The sequence below is a fragment of the Microbacterium sp. LS_15 genome, from assembly GCF_041954735.1.
Lineage (GTDB): Bacteria > Actinomycetota > Actinomycetes > Actinomycetales > Microbacteriaceae > Microbacterium.
This window is the reverse complement of the sequence record NZ_JAVAYD010000013.1, coordinates 43,193-64,591: the sequence shown is the minus strand read 5'-3', so window position 1 is coordinate 64,591 and position 21,399 is coordinate 43,193. Positions and strand designations below refer to the sequence as shown.

The following is a 21,399-nucleotide window of genomic DNA, read 5'->3' as shown; positions in this document are numbered from 1 at the left end:
TTCCCTCGGCCTTCTTCTCTTCCCTCGGCCTTCTCGTCTTCCCTCGGCCTTCTTCTCTTCCCTCGGCCGCGAGGGTGGGATGTGGCCGAGCGAACGGCATCCGACCGCGGGAACCACCCCGCGGTCAGGGCTCCCAGCGCAGGAATGCCGCGGCGCAGCGCGCCTACGCGGACCGACGCACGCGCAGCACGAGGGCGATCACGGCGAGGGCGATCACGACGGCGCCGTATCCGAGGCAGACCGCGGTCAGGCCGAAGACTCCGACGAGCATGCCGGCGACGACGGCCGGGACGGCGAAGGCGAGGTAGGCGAGCACGTAGATGACGGCGAAGGCGTCGGCGCGCTCGGTCGCGGGGATGCGCGGCGCCAGGGACGCGACGACTCCCGAGAAGGCGGTGCCGAACCCCATGCCCGTGATGGCCGTGACCACGAGGTAGAACGGCAGTGATCCGGCGCTCAGCGCGATGAGCGACAGTGCGGTGCCGACCGTGAGTGCGGATGTCCCGAAGATCACCGAAGTGCGCGCGGAGCGGTGACGGAACGCGAACGCCGTGATCGCTCCGACGCCCGCGAGCATCGCCACCGACAGGCCCTGCCAGGTGTGCGCCTCGCCGCCGAGCTCGCTGCGCACGATGGTCGCTCCGAGCGAGAGGAAGAGTCCGCCGGTCGCCCATCCGGCGATGATCGCGGGCGCTCCGCGCCAGAAGTCGCCGCGCACGGCCGACGGCACCGACAGGCGGAACCGCAGCGACGCCCAGGCGCCCGCTCGCAGGGGAGCGGTCTCGGGTGCCACGAAGAAGAGACCGGCGAGGATGACGTAGACCGCCGTGAGCGGGGCGAACACGTCGAGCAGAGCGGCGCGCGTGAGGTCGAGGGCGATGCCGGCGAGCAGGGCGCCGAGGGCGAGGCCGATCCCCGGGCTGAGGGCGTTCCACAGGGCGGCGGTCCGAGCGCGACCGTGCGGCGCGAGATCGAGCGCGGCGGCCGAGAGCGTCGAGATGAGCACTCCGCTCGCAGCGCCCTGCAGGATGCGGGCGAGCATGAGCGTCACGACCGCGTCCGCATGCCAGAACAGCAGCATGCTCGCCGCGAGGAGCAGGAATCCGGCGATCGCGACCGGCCGGCGGCCCACGTGGTCCGACAGAGAGCCGGCCGTGAGCAATGCCAGCAGCAGGGCGATCGCGTACACCGCGAACACGGCGCTGATGACGATCGCGTCGAAGCCGATCTCGGCTGCGAGCACGGGGTAGAACGGCGACGGCGCGCTCGCGCCGGTCATCATGGCGATCTGCGCGACGATCGCGAGCGCGAAACCGAAGCGATGGCGACGGCTGCCGGGCTGCGCGTCGGCGGGCGTCGCGGCGGATGTCGACGCGGAGGTGGCGATCGGCGCGGTGGTCATGGGGCTCCTGTTCGGTTCGAGAATCATCGAACCTTGGCGAGCGTACTCGCCCTCGAGCGATTGTTCAACTATTCTCGAACCATGCCTGGTGACCTGCCGCACCCCGAGCGCTCCGACATCCAGCTCACGGACGTGCTCTTCGCCCTCAGCGACCCCGAGCGCCTCGCCATCGCGCGCCAGCTCGCCGACGGCCCGCTCGACATGGCCGCCTGCCACGCCACCGACCCGAACCTGCCGAAGTCGACCAAGTCGCATTTCATGAAGGTGCTGCGCGAAGCGGGCGTCATTCGCAACGAGCCGAACGGGCGACGGCGGATGCTGACACTGCGGCGCGACGACCTCGACGCCCTCTTCCCCGGGCTCCTCGACTCCGTGCTGCGCGGCTGACGCGGCATCCTCCCGTCTCTCCGCCGTGCGCTGCGGTCGCAGATTCGCGTCCGCGTCGCACGGATGCGCGGCAGACCTGCGACGCGGACGCACAAGTGCGACGCACGCGCGGCGCTCACCGGAAGTACGATGCCCCGTTCAGGTCGAGCACCGCACCTGACGCCCACACGGCCCCCGGCGACGTGAGATAGGCCACGGCCTCGGCGACCTCCTGCGGGGTGCCGACGCGATCGAACGGGCTCTGCCCGCGGATGCCGTCGCCCCCGGCTCCCTCGAGCTTCGGCGTCTGCCGGTCGGTGGCGATCATGCCCGGAGCGACCGAGGCGACGGAGATGCCGTGCGGCGCGAGCACGAGCGCCATCGACTGCCCGAACGCCTGGAGTCCGGCCTTCGTCGCCGCGTAGGCGGGGTGGTCGGCCTCGCCGCGGAACGCTCCACGCGACCCGATGTTCACGATCGCCCCGCCGTCGCCGCGCGCGATCATGTGCTGCGCGACGAGCATCGTCACGTTCGAGGCGCCGACCAGGTTCACGGCCGTCATCTGCGCCCACGCCTGCTGCCAGGCCTCGTAGGTCGTCGCATCCACGCGGTGCTCGTTCGCCGCACTCGGCGCGACGGCCGCATTGTTCACCAGGATGCTGAGCGACCCGAGCGCCGCGATCGCGGCATCCACCACGTCCCGGGCGCCCGCCGGATCGCCGAGGTCTCCGCCGACGATCGCGTGCCCCGAGCCGTCGAGCGACGCGAGAGTCTGCTCCGCGGCGTCGCGGTCGGCGCCGTAGTGCACCGCGACCCGGTCGCCGCGGCGGGCGAAGGCCTGCGCGACAGCGCGGCCGATGCCGCGCGAGCTGCCGGTGACGAGAGCGGTCGCCATGTCAGGACGCGACGCGTCCGCGGGCGTCGCGCACGTCGCGGATCGGCTCGATCTCGGCCCACACCGCGTCGAGAGACAGGTGCAGCACGCCGGCGATCGCGGCGATCGTCGGGAACGCCGGAGTGGCGACGCGGCCGGACTCGATCTTGCGCAGGGTCTCGGGTGAGACGCCGGCGTCGAGCGCGACGCTCAGCATCGAGCGCTCGCCGCGAGCGCGACGCAGCAGGGCGCCGAGGCGCTCTCCCCGCTCGACTTCGGCGGGACTCAACGGCAGGCGGACCATCATGCGCCCATTCTAATACCGGGATAGTATTACCGGGATAGTTATCGCAACGATGGGCGGCGCAGCACATGATTGAGATCCTCAACCACGACCAGCTCGAGCGGGCACGAGACACCGGGGCTCTCGTCGGCGGCATCCTGCAGACCCTGAAGCAGCGCACCGCGGTCGGCGTGAACCTGCTCGACCTCGACCGGTGGACCAGAGAGCTGATCGAGGATGCCGGAGCCGAGTCCTGCTATGTCGACTACGCCCCGTCGTTCGGCCGCGGACCGTTCGGCCACTACGTCTGCACCGCGGTGAACGACGCCGTGCTGCACGGCATGCCGCACGATCGCGTGCTCGCCGACGGCGACCTGCTCACGCTCGACCTCGCCGTGAAGCTCCGCGGCGTCGCGGCCGACGCGGCGATCAGCTTCGTGGTCGGGCATCGCGCGGCACCCGAGGACCTGGCCCTCATCGACGCGACCGAGCGCGCTCTCGCCGCCGGGATCGGCGCCGCCGGGCCCGATGCGCGCATCGGCGATCTGTCGCACGCGATCGGCACCGTGCTGAGCGAGTCCGGATACGAGATCAACCTCGAATTCGGCGGGCACGGCATCGGGTCGACCATGCACCAGGATCCGCACGTCGCGAACGACGGACGCCCCGGACGCGGGTACCGACTGCGCCCCGGACTCCTGCTCGCACTGGAGCCCTGGGTCATGGCTGACACCGCCGAGCTCGTCACCGACGCCGACGGCTGGACCCTCCGCAGCGCGACCGGATGCCGCACCGCCCACACCGAGCACACGATCGCCATCACGGACGACGGCGCGGAGGTGCTGACCCTCGCCCGCTGACCGTGGTGCCGGTGCTGCGGGGGCGGGCGCCGCGCGTCAGCGCTTCCGCAGACCGCTCCGGATCCTGCGCACCGCCCGACCGGCCACGTCCTTGAGGCGTCCGCCTGGCCAGACGCGGCGCAGCTCGACCGCACCGCCGCTCGTCGCGACGGGCGTGCAGGTGCGTCCTGCGAGGAGCGGTGAGCGTCCGGCGCCGGCCAGCGTCGCAGCATCCGCTGTCAGGGGCACGTCGAAGGTCCATCCGGCGCGGCGGACCTTCGCGATGATCCGCGCCTCGCGCGACTCGTCGTCGGGGCCGAAGACGCGCAGCGGGTCGATCGCGACGGTCGTGGTCGACCGTTTGCGCAACGACGCGCTCGTCACGTGCCTGACCGAGTCGCCCTCGCCAGGGACGACGAGCTCGATGCGGTCGTTCTGCAGCTCCCGCCCTGCGTTGAGGAGTCCGGTGGGGAGTCCGTCGAACGCCACGGGCAGCGACGTCAGCGCGCCGTCGTCGAAGGTCAGCGCCTCCCGCCCGTCGCGCATGATGGCGACGCGCAGGGCGAGTCTCAGTCCGCCGCCGCGCGACCAGGATGCCGAGGTGACGGTGACCCGGCAGTCCATCTCCTTCTCGAAGCGCGCGAACGTCACGAGCTCGGCACGGCGGTCGGCGCGCAGCAGTGCGGCCCTGATCCGCTGAGGGAACGCGAGCCCGGCGTCGACCCCCGGTCCGAACCGGCGCTGCACGATGGGGATCACGGCGTCGAGCAGACGGTTGCGGTACTCGGCCGGGTAGGCGACCATGCGCTTGCCCGACACCCGCTTGAGGATCTTGCCGCGGAACCAGTGCCGCAGCAGGCGGTCTCTCAACCGGCCGGGTTCGGTGTACTGCTCGACGAGATCGAGCACCGCCTCGAGGTGCGGGAAGTACGACTCCGGGTCGATGCGCGCCGAGCTCGCACTCCCCGACCGCTTCACCCAGGCGTAGCAGGGGACGCTGCCGAGGATCGAGATCGTCCGTGCCTCGAAGTACGCGCGCATCACGAAGAGGTGGTCCTCGAGGCGCACCTTGCCGTCGGGGAACCGCACGCCCTTCTCGCGCAGGAACGCGGTGCGGAACATCTTGTGCGGCGTCAGCATCTCGAGCAGCGGGTCTTCGCCGAGCTGCGCGTTCGGCACGTCGCGGCGGTAGATGCGGCGGGGCAGCGGTCGGCCGATACCGACCTCCTTGCCCACGACGACGTCGGAGCCGTGCTCGTCGGCGTAGTCGCACAGCGCCTCCAGCGCCGACTCGAACAGCCAGTCATCCTGATCGACGAACTGCACGTAGCGGCCGCGCGCGGCGGCGACGCCCTCGTTGCGCGGAGTGCCGGGCCACCCGGAGTGCGGCAGGTACAGCACGCGCACGTACGGCCGCGTGCTCTCGACCTCCGCCAGTCGCTTCCTGGTCTTCTCGTCGGATCCGTCGTCGCAGAGCAGCACCTCGAACTGCGTGCGGTCGAGGGTCTGCCGGTCGAGGGAGGAGATGAGCTGGTCGAACGCCTCGTTCGGATTGAACACGGGCACGACCACGCTCACGCGCACCGACTCGGGAGCGGACGACTCGGCGGGAGGGGACTGGGGGTCTTCGGACACTGTCGACATCGTGAAGCAGTCAATCAGTGTCGGCTATGGATGCGCACGGGGTTGCGATACGTCTGCGGACGTGCAGTCTCGAGCGAGACTCCCACCCCATGCCCAGACTTAACGATATATCGTTGAGTATCGCTCACCGGCTCCACCAACAGCACTGGGAGGTCATCATGAACAACGCATTCCCCTTCGGCACCGGCTCCACCGGCGGCGACAACCCGCTCGGCGGCATCTTCGGATCCGGCGGCTTCGGCGGCCCGAACGGTCCGGCCGGCGCGCTCTTCGACGCGCTCGACCAGCTGCGCAAGTCGTTCGACCAGCAGCGCCCCAGCGGTGGGACGCGCATGGCCCGCGGCGACGTCCGCACCGCCGTGCTCTCGCTCCTCGCCGAGCGCCCCATGCACGGCTACCAGATCATCAGCGAGATCGCCGAGCGCAGCGGCGGATCGTGGAAGCCCAGCGCAGGATCGGTGTACCCGACGCTGCAGCTGCTCGCCGACGAGGGCCTGATCGAGGCCGAGGAGCAGAACGGTCGCAAGACCTACTCGCTCACCGAAGCCGGTCGCGCCGTCGCCTCCGAGTCGACCGAGACGCCCGCGCCGTGGGAGTCCAGCTCCACCAAGGACGGCCACCGCAACGACCCGCGCTTCTCCGCGCTGCCGAAGGCCGGTGTCGACCTCGCAGCCGCCGCCGCCCAGGTCGGACGCAGCGGCAGTCCCGAGCAGGTGCAGCAGGCCATCGACGTGCTCGACGAGGCCCGCCGTAGGCTGTACACGATCCTCGCTCAGGACTGAACGCGAACGAACGGGAACCATCGATGACGGATGCCGCGGCGCAGGGCGCCCACCGCGCCCGCTACCGCCGCATCGTGTCGTTCGCGGCCCGCGAGTTCATCGCGATCTGGTGGTTCGAACTCGTGCTCCCACGGTTCGGACTCACCGGCATCGCCGAGCGGACCCGCGGGTCGCGCATGCAGCGTTTCGCGCGGCGGTTCCACACCCTCGCGATCGACCTCGGCGGTCTCATGATCAAGGTCGGGCAGTTCATGTCGTCGCGCCTCGACGTGCTGCCGCCCGAGATCACCAAGGAGCTCGAGGGGCTGCAGGACGAGGTGCCGGCCGTCCCCTTGCCCGATATCCGCCGCGTCGCGGAAGCCGAGCTCGGCGCCCCGCTGGCCCGCGTGTTCGCCTGGTTCGACGAGACGCCGGTCGCCGCGGCATCCCTCGGCCAGGCGCATCGCGCCCGGCTGTCGGACGAGGATGCCGCCGACACGGGCCTCCGCGACGTCGTCGTCAAGGTGCAGCGGCCGGGCATCGACGGGATCGTCGCGGTCGACCTCTCCGCCCTGCGCCGCGTCTCGCGCTGGGCGATGCGCGTTCGGTTCGTGTCGGACCGCGTCGACGCGCCGGCCCTCGTCGAGGAGTTCGCGGCGACGAGCTTCGAGGAGATCGACTACCTGCACGAGGCCCGCAGCGCCGAGCGCTTCCGGGAGAACTTCGCCGACGACCCGCGCATCGACGCCCCCGAGATCGTCTGGGAGCGCTCGACCCGACGGGTGCTCACTCTCTCCGACGTCACGGCCATCAAGATCAACGACACGGAAGCTCTGCGCGCCGCGGGCATCGACCCCTCCGCCGTCGCCGACGCGTTCGCCGAGGTCATGTTCGACCAGGTGTTCACGCACAGCTTCGTGCACGCCGATCCGCACCCCGGCAACATCTTCGTCACCCCCGACGCGTCTCTGCCGACCGGCTTCCGGCTCACCTTCATCGACTTCGGGATGATGGCCGAAGTGCCGGACAACCTGCGCGACGGGCTGCGCACCCTGCTCATCGCGGTGACCGCGCGCGACAGTCGCGGACTCGTCGCCGCCGCGCAGGAGATCGGAGTGCTGCTGCCCTCGGCCGACACCGGCGAGCTGGAACGCGCGCTCACCGCGCTGTTCGCCCGCTTCGGCGGCATGGGGTTCGCCGAACTCGCGACGGTCGATCCGCGCGAGTTCACGGACTTCGCGAACGAGTTCGGCGACATGGTGCGCTCGCTGCCCCTGCAGCTGCCCGAGAACATGCTGCTGCTCATCCGCGCCGTGTCGCTGACCTCGGGCATGTGCTCGAGCCTCGACCCCGACTTCAACGTGTGGGATGCCGCAGAGCCCTACGCCGGACGCCTGCTGCGCGAGCAGAGCAGCGGTCTCATGCGCGACATGGCCGACCAGGCGATGGAGACCGCCGCGATCACCTACCGTCTGCCGAAGCGGATCGACGCGATCATCTCCCGCGTCGACGCGGGAACCGTGACATTCGACACGTCGCGACTCGAACGCCGCCTCGACCGGCTCGAGGGCATCGCCCGGCGCATCGGGTCGGGTGTGCTGTTCGCGGCGATGCTCGTCGGCGGGGCGCTGCTGGCGCCGACGCTCGAACCCCTCGGCATCACCCTCATCTGCGCGTCGGGGCTCCCGCTGCTGCACGCCGTCTTCGCCGGCCTCGGTCGCCGCTCGCGCTGAGCCTGCTTCGCGGGGCTTTGAGCGAGGGGTCGTCGCGTTTCGTCTCGGTCGACTTCGTCGTCCGCGCTCAACGACCGGGGGTGACGACCGACGGGCGCGAACCGGCCCCGATATGCCGGCATGGGAGAATCGGGAGTCATGGACACTCCTGACGAGACACCCCCCTCGCGGACCGACGTTCAGAAGACCACCACCGGAGCCCTGCGGCAGGCCGGGATGCAGGCGGGCAAGATCGTCCGCGACATCGCCGCCGTCCCGCCGCGCAGCGTCCACCCGGCCCTCGTGCCCGGGGTCTCGGTCGAAGAGACCGGACGCACGTACCGCACCGATCCGCTGGTCTTCGGCGTCGCCGCATCCCTCACCATCGCGTTCATCGCGTGGGGCGTGTTCGCGGGCGACAACCTCGCCGGCACGACGTCGGCGGTGCTCGCATGGGTGGTCGAGTACTTCGGATTCTTCTTCACGACGATCGCGACCGTCATCCTCGTGTTCATGCTGTTCATCGGCTTCAGCCGGTACGGACGCATCCCGCTCGGTCGCGACGACGAGGAGCCCGAGTTCTCGATGTTCTCGTGGATCTCGATGCTCTTCGCCGCGGGCATGGGCATCGGCCTGGTCTTCTGGGGCGCCGCCGAGCCGCTGACGTTCTTCGAGTCGCCGCCGCCGGGCACGGTCGAGGCGAACACTCTCGAGGCCGTGCACACCGCCCAGGCCCAGGTGCTGTACCACTGGGGTCCGCAGGCGTGGGCGTTCTACGCGCTCGTCGGCGGCGCGATCGCCTACGGCGCGTTCCGCCGCGGCCGCACCCCGCTGATCTCGTCGATCTTCGCTCCGCTGCTCGGCGAGGGTCGCACCACCGGACCGCTCGGCCGCACCATCGACATCTTCTCGATCATCGTCACCCTGTTCGGCACGGCCGCGTCGCTCGGCCTCGGCGCCCTGCAGATCGGACACGGCGTCGAGATCGTCAGCGGCATCGGCGAGCTCGGCAACGGCGTCCTCATCGCTGCGATCGCGGTGCTCACCGCCTGTTTCATCGCATCCGCCGTCTCGGGTGTGAGCAAGGGCATCCGCGCGCTGTCGAACATCAACGCGGTCGCCGCCCTCGTGCTGGCGTTCTTCGTGTTCTTCGTCGGGCCGACGCTGCTGATCCTCAACGTCATCCCCTCGGTGGCCGTGCAGTTCCTCGGCGATCTGCCGCAGATGATCGCGCGCTCGGCATCCCAGGGCGACGAGACGCAGATGTTCCTCTCGACTTGGACGATCTTCTACTGGGCGTGGTGGATCTCGTGGTCGCCGTTCGTCGGCATGTTCATCGCGAAGATCTCGCGCGGACGCACGCTGCGCCAGTTCGTGTCGGTCGTCATCGTGGTGCCGGCCGTGATCTCGCTCGTCTGGTTCGCGATCTTCGGCACCACGGCGATCCAGCAGCAGATGGACGGTGCCGGCCTCACGGTCGACCCGCCGGAGGAGGTGCTGTTCGGCGTGCTCGAGAACCTTCCGTTCCCGCTGATCACCAGCATCCTTCTGATCCTGCTGATCTCGATCTTCTTCATCACCGGCGCCGATTCCGCGTCTCTGGTGATGGGCACGCTGTCGCAGCAGGGCCGCCCCGATCCGTCGCGCTGGGTCGCGGTGGTGTGGGGTGTGCTCGTCGGAGTCATCGCGGCCGTGCTGCTCGTCAGCGGCGAGGAGGGCAGCGGTCTGCGCTCGCTGCAGAACGTGACGATCATCGCCGCGCTGCCGTTCGCGGTGATCATGGCCTTCATGATGGTCGCCTTCATGAAGGACCTGCGTCGCGACCCCATGATCCTGCGCGAGCGCTACGCGCGCATGGCCGTGCGGCACAGCGTCATGGCCGGACTCGAGGAGTACGGCGACGACTTCGCGCTCGTGCCGGTCGAGTACGACCACTCGGAGGACGACCTCGCCTGGATCGACGAGGCCGAGGTCGACGACAGCCTCGCCGAGGTCTACGCGACGGCCACCGAGGCGATCGACATCATCCCGGAGGCGGGCACGGAGGCGGGAGAGGATGCCGTGGCATCCCCTGCCCCGACGGACCCGCCCGCGGCGCTCGCCGAGGACACGGCCGAGTCGGTCGACGAGGCAGGCGGCACCGCCCCGACCGAGCGCTGACCCGCCCTTCCCGCGTCAGCGACCGGGCGCGACGGTCTCGACCGGCTTCTCCGCGGCAGCCGTGATGCGCGCCGCCATCCCGGCGAAGATGAACCCGTGGAACGGCAGCACGGCGAACCAGTACAGTCGTCCGGCGAGTCCTCGGGGGAAGAACACGGCGCGCTGCTCGTAGCGCGCGCCCCTGCCGTCGGGGAGTGCGCGCAGCTCGAGCCACGCCTCGCCGGGTACCTTCATCTCGGCGCGCAGGCGCAGCAGTCCGCCGCTCGCGTCGGAGGCCTCGGTGTCGCGTCCCGGCTCCTCGACGGCCTCGACGCGCCAGAAGTCGATCGCGTCGCCGACCCGCGCTGCGGCCTTGTTGCGGCGGCCCCTGCGCAGGCCGACGCCGCCGACGAGGCGATCCATCCATCCACGCACGGCCCAGAGGAACGGCGACGAGTACCAGCCGTTCTCTCCGCCGATGCCGATGATCACGCGCCAGAGCCCCTCGACCGAGGCGGTGGTGCGCAGCGACCGCGCATCCGTGAAGACCATGCGCCCGGCCCATTCGGGGTCGCTCGGCAGCGGGTCGCTCGGAGCGCCGGAGACCTCGGAGTCCTGCCAGCTCGTCTCGATCGCGTCCGCGTTCACGCGTCCGAGTGCGAGACGCACCGACTGACGGTACGGTGTGAGTCCGCCGTCGGGCCGGGGGATGAGCTCGTCCACGGCGCGGTCTTTGACGATGCACTCGTTCTGCAGAGACGCGACGAGCGGTCGTGCGATCGCGCGCGGCACGGGCGTCACGAGGTTCACCCAGTGCGAGGCGAGGCCAGGGGTCAGCACGGGCAGCGCGGCGATGGCCCGCTGGGGGAGGCCGGCTTCGACGGCGTATCCGTTCATCATTTGGCCGTAGCGGAGGACGTCGGGGCCGCCGATGTCGACGGCGCGGTTCACGCTGTCGTCGACGCGGGCGGCGCCCAGCAGGTAGTGCAGCACGTCGCGCACGGAGATCGGCTGGATGCGGTTGCGCACCCACTTCGGAGCCGGCATGTACGGCAGCACCTCGGTCAGGTGGCGGATCATCTCGAACGACGCCGACCCCGATCCGATGACGACGCCGGCCTGCAGCACGAGTGTCGGAACGCCCGACTCCAGGAAGATCTCGCCGACGTGCACGCGCGAGCGCAGGTGAGCCGAGAGCTTCACGTCGTCGGGGTGCAGTCCGCCGAGGTAGACGATGCGTCGCGCTCCGGCGGCCGCCGCGGCATCCGCCACCGTCTGGGCTGCCTGCTCGTCGCTCTCCTCGAAGCCCTTGCCCGCCGACATCGAGTGGATCAGGTAGTAGACGACGTCGACGTCGCGCATGGCCTCGGCGACGGCATCCTCGTCGTCGGCGGATCCTTCGACGATCTCGGCGTCGGATCCCCAGGGGAAGGATGCCGCGCGCGCCGCGTCGCGCGCCAGTACGCGCACGCGGTAGCCGGCGTTGAGGAGCCGCGGGGTGAGGCGCCCGCCGATGTATCCGGTGGCGCCGAGGACGAGAGCTCGGGGCATCGATCCGTCGTCGCGGGGGACTGCGCGCAGCGCGTCTTCGTGGCCGGTGGGCTGAGTGAGCTCCGTCATGCTCCCGAGGGTATGCCTAGACACCGGAATTTTCACTAGGCTTCCGAATCACTAGTTCATCTAGTAACCTGCCATCGAAGGTAGGTGATGGATATGTCCGGAGCAGCGAATTCCCCCGTTCGCGTCGATCAGGCCCCACATGACGCGACGTCGACGCTCTCGGATGCGGCCAGCCTCGCGCCGCTCCCCGCCAGCGAGGCCGTGGGACGCGCGATCGGGATCGATCGCGCGTCCCTCGTCTCCGCTCGACCGGGTCGCGAGATCCTCGGAGCGGCAGGGCTCATGGTGCTCGTCGCCGCCGCATCCGTGCCGCTGATGACCGTGATCGTCACACAGCTCCTGCAGGCGTGAGCCGCAGACCGCAGACCACCGTTGGAAGAGAGAAGGGAAGCCCTCATGGGACTCGATGACAAGATCAAGAACGCCGCTCAGGACATCGCCGGCAAGGCGAAGGAGGCGGTCGGCAAGGTGACCGACAACGAGAAGCTCGAGGCCGAGGGCAAGGCCGACCAGGTCAAGGCCGACGCCAAGAAGGCCGGCGAGAACGTCAAGGACGCCTTCAAGAACTGAGGCGTTCACGTCACGCGGGGAGGCGGCGGTGCCGCCTCCCCGTCGTGCCTCTCCGCGTGCATCCGGCGCGCGAACCGGGGGAGCAGGGAGAACATCATGTCCGAATCACTCAAGAGCGAATCCCTCTGGCGACGGCTGGGCCGCCGACTGGGTCTCGTCAAAGACGACGAGCCGCGCCGTCTCACGGTCGACGACGTCACGGTCGTCGACCGACCGATGCTCCGCCGCGCGGTGGCCGGCACCGTCGTCGGCAACCTCATGGAGTGGTACGACATCGGCGTGTACGGGTACCTGGCCGTGATCATCGGCCGGGCGTTCCTGCCCGACGCCTCGGAGGGCGCTCAGGCCCTGTTCTCGCTCGGCGTCTTCGCCGTGACCTTCGTCGCGCGTCCGCTCGGCGGCATCGTGCTCGGACAGCTCGGCGACCGCCTCGGGCGTCAGCGCATCCTGGCCTTCACCCTCATCATGATGGCCGCGGCGACCTTCCTCATCGGCGTGCTGCCCGACTACTCCGTGATCGGCGTGTGGGCGCCGATCCTTCTCATCGTGCTCAAGCTCGCGCAGGGATTCTCGACCGGCGGCGAGTACGCCGGTGCCACGACCTTCATCACCGAGTACGCGCCCGATAAGCGCCGCGGCTTCTACGCGTCGCTGCTCGACCTGGGGTCGTACATGGGCTTCGCCGTCGGTGCCGCGTTCGTGTCGATCCTGCAGCTCACGCTCTCGGATGACGTCATGCAGGGCTTCGCCTGGCGCATCCCGTTCCTCGTCGCCCTGCCTCTCGGCGCGGTGGCGATCTACTTCCGACTCAAGATCGAGGACACCCCGGCTTTCCAGGAGGCGCAGGACTCCGCGAAGCGCGCGGCCGATGAGGCGCAGGCGTCCGCCGACGCCCCAAAGGGCGTGTTCGCGCTGATCCGCTCCTACTGGCGCGAGCTGCTGACGGCGTTCGTGCTCGTCGCCGCCGCCAACACCGTCGGCTACGCCCTCACCTCGTACATGCCGACGTATCTGACCGGCACCCTCGGGTACGACCCCGTGCACGGCACCCTGCTGACGCTGCCCGTGCTCGTGGCGATGGCGCTCTGCATCCCCTTGACGGGTCGGCTCTCGGACCGCATCGGCCGCCGGAAGGTGCTGTTCATCGGTTCGGTCTCGGCGATCGTGTTCGCCGTGCCCGCCTTCCTGTTGATGATGCACGGCGAGATCTGGTCGACTGTGCTCGGCCTCGTGCTGCTCGCCTTCCCCGTGACGTTCTACGTCGCCAACCTCGCGTCGTCGCTGCCCGCGCTCTTCCCGACCTCCTCGCGGTACGGCGGCATGGGCATCTCCTACAACCTCGCGGTGGCGCTGTTCGCCGGCACTGCGCCGGTCGTGATGGAGGCGCTCGTGCAGTGGACCGGGTCGTCGCTGGCGCCGGCCTTCTACGTGATCGGCACCTCGATCGCCGGATTCATCGCGGTGATCGTGCTGAAGGAGTCGGCGCGCCGACCGCTCCCCGGGGCGATGCCGAGCGTGCAGACGATCGAGGAGGCCGTCGAGCTCGTCGAGACGCAGGACGAGAACCCCGACCTCGATCTCGACGAGCTGTTCCCGGAGCGGGTCGAGACGGGCGCGCGGGACGAGGCGGGCGCGCGAGACGAGGCGGGCGGGCGGGTCGAGACCGGCGAGCGGGCCTGAGCCCCAAGGCTACTCGCCCGAGGACTCGGATTCCTCGTGCGAGCGGATGACGTCGCGCAGCTCCTGGTCGAGGTCGGTCGCCTCCTCGATCGCCGAGGTCATGCCGGCGAGGAAGCGCGTCACGACGGCGCGTTCCTTGTCGCTCATCTCGTCGACGAGGGCGAGCATGCGGCGGTGCATGGCGCCGAGCGTCTCGCGCACCTCGTCGTCGCTGCTCACGGTCGGCACCACGACGCCCGCGCGGCGGTCGGTCGGGTGTGCTTCACGACGCACGTGACCGCTCTTCTCGAGGCGGTCGATGAGGGTGGTGGTGGAAGCCGTGGAGATGTCGAGCATGCGGGCGATGTCGATCGGGCGCACGATCCGGCCGGCGCGCTGCTCGCGCAGCAGGAAGCGCAGCGCGACGAGATCGGTCTCGTTCATCTTCATCGAGGCGCGGGTACGGGCCCGCATCGCGGTCTCGGCCGACCGGTAGCGACGCAGCAGGTTCAGCACGTCGACCGTGCTCGCGGACTCGGCGTCGGGGTACCAGTAGCCCGACCGCGTGAATTCCTCGGGAGACTGAGACATCAGGCCACCTCGTCGTCGTCGCTCATGCGATCCTGCTCGCGCGTGAGCATCTCGACCGCTCCGGATTCGACCTCCGCGGGCACGATGCTCAGCATCCCTCCGGTGATCGCCTCGTTCTCGGCGGCGACGATCTGCTCGAGCCGCCAGTCGGGGACCGTCGGGAAACGCTCGCGCAGGCGCTCGATGACCTCGGAGTACAGGATGTACCCCGCCTCTTCGGGCGTGAATCGCTCTCCCATGGCGTCCTTTCCGACAGGACTCCATCTTCTCACCCGATCACGAGGTGCAATGCATCGCATATCCCTAGTCTGCCTGCTTACGAGGTTCTCTTGTAGAATGATTCAGTCAGGGGGTGACGGCATGGCCGAGATCAAGGATGCGACACAGGTGACGACCCGCGAACTGGTGGAGCGTGTCGACGACCTCCGTCGTGCCGAATCGCAGCTCGCTCGCAGGCTCTCCTCGCGTCGAGCACCCAATGACACCGACCGTGAGGCTCTGCGTTTCATCGCCGAGGCCCCGGCCGACTCCCCCGCGACCCCCGGTGATCTCGCCGCGCACCTCAACGTCAGCACGGCGGCGGTGACCAGCGTCCTCCGTCGCCTGCAGGAGCGCGGTCAGATCGTCGTCGCACCGCACCCCGCGGACGCGAGGTCGAAGGTGCTTCGACCGTCGCTGCGCGATCTCAACTCTCCCGCCGACGATCTCACGCAGCGCATCGAGGACATCGCGAGCGAGTTCACGCCCGAGCAGAGCGATGTCGTCTCGCGCTTCCTGCGCCGCCTGACGGAGGAGATCAGCGACCTTTCGTGAACTCGATTCTCCCTCGGCTGGCATTTAGCTAGGTAACCTAGTAATCTAAATGTTGAAGGAATCACGGGATGGGAGACACGATGGGACACCTGACCTACGGGAACTCGACACTGCCGATCGACGTCGAGGACGAGACTCTGACGCACGTCCGAGCCGTCACCCTCACCAAGCTTCGGCGCAACGAATCGTTCGCCCTGACGCTGCACACGCCGGGAGGCGTCGAGACGCTGTGGGTGCAGGCGGCGATCCCGCTGCGTTTCGTGATGGAGGAGGAGACTCCCATCGACCGGGCGCTGCTCGTCAAGATGATGAACGCCGCGAACTCCTCGGGAGGCCTCGACCTCACCCGTGCCGAGTTCGCAGAGGTGGCGGCTGCTCCGCAGCTCCACGCCATGAGCGCCTGACGATGTCGAAGCGCATCGGAGTCGCGGCACGCGCCGCGGCAGGAGCACGCACTCGTGCAGTCGCCACGCCCCGCGGGCTGTGGGTGGAGGTCGAGCCCGGCTTCCACGTCGGCAATGACGGGCTGCAGTACCTCGGGTCGATCACGGTCGTCCCCGGTCGGGGGTTCGAAGCGTCGGGGCCTCGGTCTGACGTGATCGGGATCTTCTCCGACCTCGACGACGCGAAGGCGGCCGTGGCGTCGGCGTCGGCGTCGGTCGCTCCGGAGGGCGAGTCCCTCCTTCGCTGAATCGCGGTCCCGGCGGATATCGGGCGGCCGTCACGCTACGTGTACGATCGTACGCATGAGCTCCGCCGAAACGATTCGACGCACCACGCCAGACCGCACCGTCCGTCGTGCGCGCATCGCCGTCTCGGCACTCTTCCTCACGAACGGCGCGCTGTTCGCGAACATCCTCCCGCGCTATCCCGAGATCAAGGCGAGCCTGGGTCTCGACAATGTCGGCTACGGTCTCGCGATCGCCGCGTTCCCCGCCGGAGCCATCGCCGCCGGACTCCTCGCCGCCGTGCTCATCCGTCGCTTCGGCTCGGCGCGTATGGCCGTCTTCGGCACGATCGCGACCGGCCTCGGGTTGCTCGCGGCGGCGCTGTCGCCCTCCGGCATCCTGTTCGCCGTCGCCCTGCTGATCGGCGGCGCGTCGGATGCGATCACCGACGTCGCGCAGAACGCCCACGGGCTGCGGGTGCAGCGCCGCTACGGGCGGTCGATCATCAACTCGTTCCACGCAATCTGGTCGATCGGCGCCGTGCTCGGCGGCGGTATGGCCGCGGCGGCCATCGCGCTGCAGCTGCCGCTCGGCGTGCACCTGGGTATCTCGACCGCCGTGTTCGTGACGGTCGCGCTCGTCGCGCTGGCGTTCTGTCTGCCGGGGCGGGATGAGGACGCGGATGCCGAGGCGACAGCCGATCCGGCCGAGGTCGCCACGGCCGTGCGCCGGCGCGTCACGCCGCGACTCGTCCTGATCCTCGTCGCGCTCACTCTCATCGCCATGGCCGGCGCGGTCGCCGAGGACGCGGGCAACTCGTGGGCGACGCTCTACCTCTCGGAGTCGCTGGGCGCCGCGGCGGCCGTCGCCCCGCTCGGCTTCATCGCGCTCGTCGGTGCGCAGTTCATCGGACGGATGCTGGGCGACGGCCTCACCGATCGGTTCGGCCAGCGCGCGGTGGCCCGCCTGGGCGGACTCATCGCCGCCGCCGGCATGACCCTCGCGCTCGTGTTCCCCAGCGTGCCGGGCACGATCGCCGGATTCGCTGCCGTCGGGTTCGGCATCGCCACGCTCATCCCCGCCGCGATGCATGCCGCCGACGAGTTACCAGGACTCCGTGCCGGTGCCGGGCTCACGATCGTCTCGTGGTTGCTGCGCCTCGGATTCCTGCTGTCCCCGCCGTTCGTCGGTTTCCTCGCCGAGACCGAGGGCCTGCGGGTCGGTCTCATCGTGGCGCCGGCGGCAGCGCTCGTCGCGGCGCTGCTCGCCGGCGTGCTCGAGGCGCGCAAGCCCCGCGCATGACGGTGCGCGATCAGGGCGCGGTGTAACCACCGTCGACGAGGTGGTAGCTGCCCGTGATGAAGCTCGCGGCGTCGCTGGCGAGGAACGCGATGAGGTTCGCCACCTCGTCCGGGCGGCCGAGACGACCGATCGGGTGCTTGCTCACGAGGAACGCCTTCGCCTCGTCGCCCATGGTCGCGAGCAGTGGGGTGTCGATGAAGCCGGGGCCGACGGAGTTCACGCGAACGCCCTTGTCGGAGTACTCCAGTGCGGCCGACTTGGTCATGCCCACCACGCCGTGCTTGGCGGTGACGTAGGCCGGGGAGTTGGCGAACCCGACGCTGCCGAGGATCGACGCGATGTTCACGACGGAGCCGCCGCCGTTCTCGAGCATCGATGAGATCTGCGCCTTCATGTTGCGGAACACGGCGTTCAGGTTGATCGAGATCACCTTGTCCCACGCGTCGTCGTCGTAGTCGGCGGTGGGAGCGGATGCCCCCCCGATGCCCGCGTTGTTCACGCCGATGCGCAGCGGGGCCAGCGAGTTGGCGAGCGTGATCGACGATGCGATCCAGTCGGTGTCGGTCGCGTCGCCCACCGAGGCCTCGGCAGTGCCGCCGGCGGCGCGGATCTCCTCGACCACCGCGTTCGCGTTGTCTGCGTTCAGGTCGTTGATCACGACGGATGCGCCGTTCTTCGCCAGCAGGAGTGCCGTCGACCGGCCGATCCCGCTGCCTCCCCCGGTCACGATCGCGGAGCGGTCGGAGACGTCGTACTGAGCCATGGGTGGGCTTCTTCCCGGGCGGGCACCGGTTCCGGGAGATCTTCTCGGACGGGTCCGTCCTTCCTTCCACCTTACGCCCGAATACGGGATATGGATTCAGTTGAATGGAACTATCGCGACCGAGTCCGGCTCGCTAGACCGCGCGCTCGAGCGCGCGACGCAGGCGCTCGACGGCAGCGTCCATGACGGCGGTCCCCGTGTCGGAGAACGATCCCATGCCCCCGCGATAGAGGCGCAGGGCGTCGCGGGCCGCCGCGCGCGCGTCGGCGGGTCCGTCGATGCCCTCGAACCGGCGCGCGAGCCGGTCGGCCACCTCGCCCCGAGGAGCGTCGTCGTCGTGCGTCGCTGCGGCTCGTAGCCGCGCGATGGCATCGCGGATCTCGTCGATCTTCGCTCCGACGGCATGCGCCGGCTCCCGGGTCAACCGCTTTCGAAGGAACATCACCGTCACCAGGATTCCGATGATGACGATCGGCGCAGCGTTGACGATGTCGTGCGTGTTCGACAGGTCGATCTGGGTGGACAGGACCGAGAAGTCCCACAGCGCGTGAGCCGCCATCGCTGCGACGAGGCTGCCGGTGACCCGGAGGACCAGGTAGAGCACTGCACCGACCGTGGTCGTCAGGACCACCTGTAGGAGCGCTCCAGGAACGTCGCCCGTGACTACGGCGTTGGTCCCGTGTGCGAGACCGAATGCGAGTGAGCTCCACACGGCGACCATTACCTCCCGGCGCCCGCCGGCACGAAAAGTGTCCAGGCCGATACCGCGGAACAGCAACTCTTCGGAGAAGCCGACCAGCAGCACCGCCACGAGCAACACGAGGGCGTGCAGCAGTCCAGCGGCGGCCAGGCCGCCGTAGTTGGCGATGGCGAGGATGCCGAGACCGAGTGCTGCGACCAGCCACCACGTCCAGGGCCGCAACCGCCTCGGGTCTGTGAACAGGCGCTGCCACTTCCCGAGAAACGCGGTCACCACCAGGACGTAGGCGGCGCCGATGCCGACGGGTACGACGATGCCGCGGACGAGAGCGTCCACGGACCCGATGGCGCCGCGGTCGTCGTCGCCTGCGGCCAGGGCGATGGCCAGACCCTGGACGATCACGAGGTAGCCGATCACGACGGCGAGGAACTGCCAGACGCGCAGTGTGCGTCCGGGGGTGGGGTGGGTGGTGGAGGTCACTTCTCGTCTTCCGTCGTCGTGGTGGTCGATGGGCCGAGGCGTCCGCCGGAAGATTCGGTGACGCACGCGTTCAGGGCCGCGGCCAGGGTCTCGGCTTCGGGGCTGCGCCCGGTGCGGGTGTACTCCTCCGCGAGGTGGTCATTCAGAGCGCGGTTCGCGGCAGCAACGGCCGCGGTGATGCGGACGACATCGGCGCTATCTGCAGGCTCGTGGAGGCGGCGGGCGACGATGTGACGCAGGCGCTTCTCGTAGGCGTCACAGATGACCAGCCAGATCGCTCGCAGCGCGGGCTCGGTGTCGGCGAGGGTGACCATCTGCATGCCGTGCACCTGGTCGGCGGAGAACTCGACCGGACCGCGCCTGGTGACGCCGCGGATGTAGGCCTCGAAGCTCATCTCGTCCGGCCATGCGTCGAGAAGTTCGAGCAGCGGGGCGGCGAGGCTTTCGAGGATGGGTTCGACGCACGCTTCCTTCGACCGGAAGTAGCGCCAGAGCGTCCGCACGGAGATCCCCGCTGAAGCGGCGATGTCCTCTCCGCGTGCGGCGGTGAGTCCGTCCCGCCAGAACAACGCTGCCGCGACGCGGGACACCTTCAGCGGTGCGGTGGGGTCGCGGCGGAGGTCCGGCGCCGCCTCCGGCTGAAGAGTGGGACGTGGAAGCCCAGCTGTCTCATCTGTCACTTTGTGACAGTATCACGCGTCGCGGGCCTCCACGGCCGCAACGGCGGTTCCATCGGTGGAATCCCTCGACGACTCGCTGTTGACACCCGCCCTGCCCGGGTCTAACGTACAACCAAATGGTTGCACAAAGAGAACTGAGCGAAGCGGAGGTCGACCGTGTGTTCCACGCACTGGCGACGTCGACCCGACGCGACATCCTGCGTCGGACCATCGAGCGGGAGCAGTCCGTCTCGACCCTCGCCTCCGAATACGAGATGTCGTTCGCCGCGGTGCAGAAGCACGTCGCCGTGCTCGAGGCCGCGAACCTCATCGTCAAGCGCGCCGAGGGACGCGAGCGGCTCGTCCGCGCGAACCCCGAGATGATCGCCCGCGCCAGGGCGCTCCTCGCCCGATACGAAGAGCTGTGGCGGTCGCGCATCGCCCGCCTCGACGATCTGCTGGCCGAGCCTTCGCCAAGCTCGGGCACCCAGCGAACCACCTCCACCGACAACAGCAGCACCTCACGAACCGACGAAGGAGACTGACATGCCTGTCACCGATATCACCACGGATGCCGAGAACCTCACCATGACCGTCGTCGCGGACTTCGCGGCGCCGATCGAGCGGGTCTGGAGCGCGTACAGCGACCCCCGCCAGTTGGAGCGCTTCTGGGGCCCTCCCGGCTGGCCGGCCACGTTCACCGCCTGGGACCACACGGTCGGCGGGCGCGCGAACTACACGATGAACGGCCCGCGGGGCGAGTCCTCGTCGGGCTCGTGGGAGTTCCTGTCGATCGACGAGCCCCGCGGCTTCGAGGTGCTCGACTCCTTCGCGGATGCCGACGGCAACCCGCTCGACGGCTTCCCCGCGCAGCGCATGACGTTCGCGTTCGAATCCACCGCCGACGGCACGCGCATGGTGACCACGAGCCACTTCGATTCGGTCGATGCACTCGAACAGGTCGTCGAGATGGGTCAGGTCGAGGGCATCCGCATGGCGATGAGCCAGCTCGACGCCGTGCTGCAGGACCTCCGTGACTACGCGCAGGGCAAGGGCACGGTCGTCGACATCCTCGACGACACCCACGTGCGCATCACGCGCCTCGTGAACGGCCCGCGCGATCTCGTGTGGCGTGCCCACAACGATCCGGAGCTCATGAAGAAGTGGCTGCTCGGACCCGACGGATGGGAGATGACCGAGTGCGTGGTCGCGACCGAGGTCGGACAGACGTACCGCACCTCCTGGGCACCGGTCGGCGACACCGAGGGTCAGCCCTTTGGGTTCGAGGGTGAGGCGCTCGTGATCGACGCACCTCGGCGCTCGGTGCAGACCGAGCGGATGATCGGGATGCCGGTCGAGACGCTGAACGACCTCAACCTCTACGAGGAGGACGGCGCGACCCTCATCACGCTCTACATCGAGTACCCCGACAAGGAGACGCGCGACATGATCCTCGCCACCGGCATGGCCGACGGCATGGAGGCGTCGTACGACCGGCTCGAGCGGGAACTGCTCGCGGTCTGAGCTCGAGTCGCCGCAGTCGCACCGCCCGGT

The 21,399-nt window shown here is 69.5% G+C and carries 24 protein-coding genes; 14 read left to right on the top strand and 10 right to left on the bottom strand.

From position 1 onward, the window contains the following. Window positions 1–163 precede the first annotated feature (163 nt). Window positions 164–1,402: an MFS transporter gene (locus tag RAC69_RS14395; protein WP_375087418.1), complete on the bottom strand. Its 1,239-nt coding sequence runs from the start codon at window positions 1,400–1,402 to the stop codon at window positions 164–166. Between the two features lie 81 nt (window positions 1,403–1,483). On the opposite strand from RAC69_RS14395, the gene RAC69_RS14390 reads away from it, so the two are divergent. After that, a complete protein-coding gene (locus RAC69_RS14390; protein WP_144876006.1) occupies window positions 1,484–1,789 on the top strand; it encodes a helix-turn-helix transcriptional regulator in 306 nt (101 codons plus the stop codon). Window positions 1,790–1,904: 115 nt separating this feature from the next. On the opposite strand, the gene RAC69_RS14385 is transcribed toward RAC69_RS14390, so the two are convergent. Further along, window positions 1,905–2,663, bottom strand: coding sequence for an SDR family oxidoreductase (locus tag RAC69_RS14385; protein WP_341935879.1), 759 nt, complete (start codon window positions 2,661–2,663; stop codon window positions 1,905–1,907). Between the two features lies 1 nt (window position 2,664). Continuing rightward, window positions 2,665–2,946 (bottom strand): helix-turn-helix transcriptional regulator, encoded by a 282-nt coding sequence (locus tag RAC69_RS14380; RefSeq protein ID WP_341936179.1) that lies wholly within the window; start codon window positions 2,944–2,946, stop codon window positions 2,665–2,667. Window positions 2,947–3,014: 68 nt separating this feature from the next. Here RAC69_RS14380 and map point away from each other — a divergent pair, with 68 nt between their 5' ends. Then, window positions 3,015–3,785, top strand: coding sequence for a type I methionyl aminopeptidase (gene map / locus RAC69_RS14375; RefSeq protein ID WP_375087417.1), 771 nt, complete (start codon window positions 3,015–3,017; stop codon window positions 3,783–3,785). 36 nt (window positions 3,786–3,821) lie between these two features. Here the strand turns inward: map and RAC69_RS14370 are convergent, their stop codons facing one another. Next, a complete protein-coding gene (locus tag RAC69_RS14370; protein ID WP_375087416.1) occupies window positions 3,822–5,399 on the bottom strand; it encodes a glycosyltransferase family 2 protein in 1,578 nt (525 codons plus the stop codon). A 167-nt stretch (window positions 5,400–5,566) separates the two neighbouring features. Between RAC69_RS14370 and RAC69_RS14365 the strand changes: the two genes are divergently transcribed. The 3 genes from RAC69_RS14365 (at window position 5,567) to RAC69_RS14355 (ending at window position 10,041) form a co-directional block, all read left to right on the top strand. Next, on the top strand, window positions 5,567–6,190 hold the full coding sequence (locus tag RAC69_RS14365; RefSeq protein WP_341935876.1) for a helix-turn-helix transcriptional regulator: 624 nt from the start codon (window positions 5,567–5,569) through the stop codon (window positions 6,188–6,190). Window positions 6,191–6,213: 23 nt separating this feature from the next. Further along, window positions 6,214–7,902, top strand: coding sequence for an ABC1 kinase family protein (locus RAC69_RS14360; RefSeq protein ID WP_375087415.1), 1,689 nt, complete (start codon window positions 6,214–6,216; stop codon window positions 7,900–7,902). 138 nt (window positions 7,903–8,040) lie between these two features. Beyond that, window positions 8,041–10,041, top strand: coding sequence for a BCCT family transporter (locus tag RAC69_RS14355; protein WP_375087414.1), 2,001 nt, complete (start codon window positions 8,041–8,043; stop codon window positions 10,039–10,041). A gap of 15 nt (window positions 10,042–10,056) precedes the next feature. On the opposite strand, the gene RAC69_RS14350 is transcribed toward RAC69_RS14355, so the two are convergent. Next, window positions 10,057–11,640, bottom strand: coding sequence for an SDR family oxidoreductase (locus tag RAC69_RS14350; RefSeq protein WP_375087413.1), 1,584 nt, complete (start codon window positions 11,638–11,640; stop codon window positions 10,057–10,059). Between the two features lie 93 nt (window positions 11,641–11,733). Between RAC69_RS14350 and RAC69_RS14345 the strand changes: the two genes are divergently transcribed. The 3 genes from RAC69_RS14345 to RAC69_RS14335 all read left to right on the top strand — a co-directional run bounded on the left by RAC69_RS14345 (window position 11,734) and on the right by RAC69_RS14335 (window position 13,890). After that, window positions 11,734–11,991, top strand: coding sequence for a hypothetical protein (locus RAC69_RS14345; RefSeq protein WP_375087412.1), 258 nt, complete (start codon window positions 11,734–11,736; stop codon window positions 11,989–11,991). A 45-nt stretch (window positions 11,992–12,036) separates the two neighbouring features. Further along, entirely contained in the window at window positions 12,037–12,210 is a 174-nt protein-coding gene (locus RAC69_RS14340) for a CsbD family protein (RefSeq protein WP_375087411.1), read from the top strand. A gap of 96 nt (window positions 12,211–12,306) precedes the next feature. Then, window positions 12,307–13,890, top strand: a complete 1,584-nt coding sequence (locus RAC69_RS14335; RefSeq protein WP_375087410.1) for an MFS transporter — start codon at window positions 12,307–12,309, stop codon at window positions 13,888–13,890. A gap of 9 nt (window positions 13,891–13,899) precedes the next feature. Here the strand turns inward: RAC69_RS14335 and RAC69_RS14330 are convergent, their stop codons facing one another. Beyond that, window positions 13,900–14,460 (bottom strand): MarR family winged helix-turn-helix transcriptional regulator, encoded by a 561-nt coding sequence (locus RAC69_RS14330; RefSeq protein ID WP_375087409.1) that lies wholly within the window; start codon window positions 14,458–14,460, stop codon window positions 13,900–13,902. After that, window positions 14,460–14,699 carry a hypothetical protein gene (locus tag RAC69_RS14325; protein ID WP_375087408.1) on the bottom strand — a complete coding sequence of 80 codons (240 nt, stop codon included), beginning with the start codon at window positions 14,697–14,699 and terminating at the stop codon, window positions 14,460–14,462. Before RAC69_RS14325 ends, RAC69_RS14330 begins: the two co-directional genes overlap by 1 nt. A gap of 97 nt (window positions 14,700–14,796) precedes the next feature. Here RAC69_RS14325 and RAC69_RS14320 point away from each other — a divergent pair, with 97 nt between their 5' ends. From RAC69_RS14320 to RAC69_RS14305, 4 genes are all read left to right on the top strand, one after another. Next, window positions 14,797–15,273, top strand: a complete 477-nt coding sequence (locus RAC69_RS14320; protein ID WP_375087407.1) for a MarR family winged helix-turn-helix transcriptional regulator — start codon at window positions 14,797–14,799, stop codon at window positions 15,271–15,273. Window positions 15,274–15,341: 68 nt separating this feature from the next. Continuing rightward, window positions 15,342–15,677 carry a hypothetical protein gene (locus RAC69_RS14315; protein WP_375087406.1) on the top strand — a complete coding sequence of 112 codons (336 nt, stop codon included), beginning with the start codon at window positions 15,342–15,344 and terminating at the stop codon, window positions 15,675–15,677. A 2-nt stretch (window positions 15,678–15,679) separates the two neighbouring features. After that, entirely contained in the window at window positions 15,680–15,964 is a 285-nt protein-coding gene (locus tag RAC69_RS14310; protein ID WP_375087405.1) for a hypothetical protein, read from the top strand. Between the two features lie 55 nt (window positions 15,965–16,019). After that, entirely contained in the window at window positions 16,020–17,243 is a 1,224-nt protein-coding gene (locus tag RAC69_RS14305) for an MFS transporter (RefSeq protein WP_375087404.1), read from the top strand. A 10-nt stretch (window positions 17,244–17,253) separates the two neighbouring features. Here the strand turns inward: RAC69_RS14305 and RAC69_RS14300 are convergent, their stop codons facing one another. The 3 genes from RAC69_RS14300 to RAC69_RS14290 all read right to left on the bottom strand — a co-directional run bounded on the left by RAC69_RS14300 (window position 17,254) and on the right by RAC69_RS14290 (window position 19,866). After that, a complete protein-coding gene (locus RAC69_RS14300) occupies window positions 17,254–18,006 on the bottom strand; it encodes an SDR family NAD(P)-dependent oxidoreductase (protein WP_375087403.1) in 753 nt (250 codons plus the stop codon). A gap of 133 nt (window positions 18,007–18,139) precedes the next feature. Further along, entirely contained in the window at window positions 18,140–19,186 is a 1,047-nt protein-coding gene (locus tag RAC69_RS14295) for a lysostaphin resistance A-like protein (RefSeq protein WP_375087402.1), read from the bottom strand. Further along, a complete protein-coding gene (locus RAC69_RS14290; protein WP_375087401.1) occupies window positions 19,183–19,866 on the bottom strand; it encodes a TetR/AcrR family transcriptional regulator in 684 nt (227 codons plus the stop codon). The genes RAC69_RS14295 and RAC69_RS14290 overlap by 4 nt, the downstream gene beginning before the upstream one ends. A gap of 116 nt (window positions 19,867–19,982) precedes the next feature. Between RAC69_RS14290 and RAC69_RS14285 the strand changes: the two genes are divergently transcribed. Then, complete coding sequence (locus tag RAC69_RS14285) at window positions 19,983–20,390, top strand: ArsR/SmtB family transcription factor (protein ID WP_375087400.1); 408 nt, start codon at window positions 19,983–19,985, stop codon at window positions 20,388–20,390. A 1-nt stretch (window position 20,391) separates the two neighbouring features. Continuing rightward, on the top strand, window positions 20,392–21,369 hold the full coding sequence (locus RAC69_RS14280) for an SRPBCC family protein (RefSeq protein WP_341935860.1): 978 nt from the start codon (window positions 20,392–20,394) through the stop codon (window positions 21,367–21,369). Window positions 21,370–21,399 lie beyond the last annotated feature (30 nt).